This window comes from Streptomyces corallincola (assembly GCF_019104725.1).
GTDB lineage: Bacteria > Actinomycetota > Actinomycetes > Streptomycetales > Streptomycetaceae > Streptomyces > Streptomyces corallincola.
Genome location: NZ_JAHRXF010000091.1, coordinates 1 through 1,853, shown reverse-complemented (window position 1 = coordinate 1,853; position 1,853 = coordinate 1). Strand labels below are relative to the sequence as shown.

The 1,853-nt window shown below is 68.9% G+C and carries 1 protein-coding gene; it reads right to left on the bottom strand.

Annotated features, from left to right (window positions below; translation table 11 throughout):
- Positions 1-1,781 (bottom strand): hypothetical protein (locus KUM39_RS27890; protein ID WP_217788562.1); only part of this gene is annotated, 1,781 nt, incomplete at its 3' end.
- Positions 1,782-1,853: the final 72 nt, after the last annotated feature.

Sequence of the window (1,853 nt, the reverse complement as noted above, 5' to 3'; positions counted from 1 at the left end):
CCGCCGGGGAGTCGGAGGGCTCGGTTGGGGTCCACGACGAGGCCGGCGATTTCGTAGGCGACGGTGTTGTCGGGCTGGCTGGTGAGGCTGGCGGGGAGGCGGTTGTAGAGGTTGAGGACGTGGGTGTCGTCGACTGCGGGTTGGTTCCAGCGGTGGAGCTGGAGGTTGACGTCGTTGCGCAGGCGGCTGATGTTGCGGCCGTCGGCGGCGCGGGTCACCTCGGGGTCGAGGTACCTCCGGAGCTGGCGGGCGGCGTTCACGGTCTGTTCGAGGGCGGCTCGTGCCGCTCGGGACGGGGGGACCAGCCCGGCGAGCCCGTTGACGGCGCGGTTCAGGGAGGCCAGGGCGGACTGGATCAAGGTGAGTGTCTGGTTGGTGACCTGGTTGTTTCTGAGCGCGATCACGGCGAGGACGCCCTGGGAGATCTGGCGCACGTCTTCGTCGCTCAGGATGAATCCACCGCGGACCCCCAGCCGCACCACGGGTTCGGCTTCGGCGACGGCGGCCAGGAGGGTGTGCAGGGCGCGGGTCTCGAAGCGTGCCGTGTTGACGACGGCTTGCAGGGTCTGCGCGGCGTGCTGGAGTTCCGCCACGGGCGTGGTCCGGCGATTGAGCGCCCGGCCGTAGAAGTTGCTGGCCGCGTTCGCCAACTGCTCGATGAGTCTCCGGAATACGGCGTTGGAGGGGCCTTCGGGTCCGAAGTAGCGGAGTTCGATGAGGGCGAGGGGGAGTTCGAGCCGGCCTTCGTTGGTGTCCAGGGTCTCGAAGGTGGTGTGCATGCCGAGCAGAACGTTCTGGGTGGTCTGTGCCAGAACGTGGGCCGGCTGGGGGGTCAGCGCGGTGTCCAGCCAGGTGCTGATCGAGGGCATGGACGCCAACTGGACGTTGAGCAGGTTGAACCACGCGAGTTGTGCGGGAGGTATGGCCCAGGGGAAGGCGGTGGGCAGTTCGGACGTGGCGCGCTGGCGCATCATGTCCTTGATCTCGTCGGCGTGGCGGGCGAGGAACCTCTGCACGTCGTTGGACAGGCTGGCCCGGATGCCGGCGAGCGAGACGCGGGACGCCACGGTCATGTAGGACTTGACCACGCCCATGTACGTGTTCTCGGGCTTGGCTTGCCATGCCGCATCCCAGGACCCGAGGGCGTAGACCTGGGTGTAGACGAGTGCCAGGAACCCGCGTACCTCGGCGATCTCCACGGCGGGCCCTGCCAGGGCGACGAGTCGGGGGTCGAAGGGCGCCAGTTCGGAGACGGCGTCGCGGAGATACAGGGCGGCGGCCTCATTGCCGATGTCGAGGCCGGCCTTGAGGGGGAGGGTGGCGCCGAGCATGCCCGGCGGAGCGCTGTCATGGACGTACGACAGGAAGCCGTGCAGTTCGCTGACGGGTATCCCGGCGGTGAGGTGGTGGTCGATGCGGTCGTGCACCCCGGGAGCGGGGACGAGCACCGCGTCGCGCATGGCAGGTGAGAGGAGGAACTCGGGTGCGGCGAAGAAGTCCTCGAACCGCGCCGAGGTTTCGGGGTCGTCAGCCAGGTCGTCGCCCAGTTGGGCGAGGCGTGCGCGCAGCTCGGTGAAGTCGTGGAAGAACTCTTCGGGGGTGGGCCGTCCGACATCGCCGGGGACCACGGCGAGCGGCTTGCTGACGATCTCGATCAACGGGCCGTCCGCGGGGGACTCGATCACCACGTAGAAGCTGCGGCTCTCGGCGACGGGATTGTCGAGATCGAGCTCCTCCAAGCGGCGGACGTACGCGGGATACTGCACCCTCCAGCGATGCATCTCCGCCTCCGCCCCGATGGCCCCGCCGCGCAGCCTGAGCGGCGCACTCCGGGTGGTGCTCGGACCGGCGGT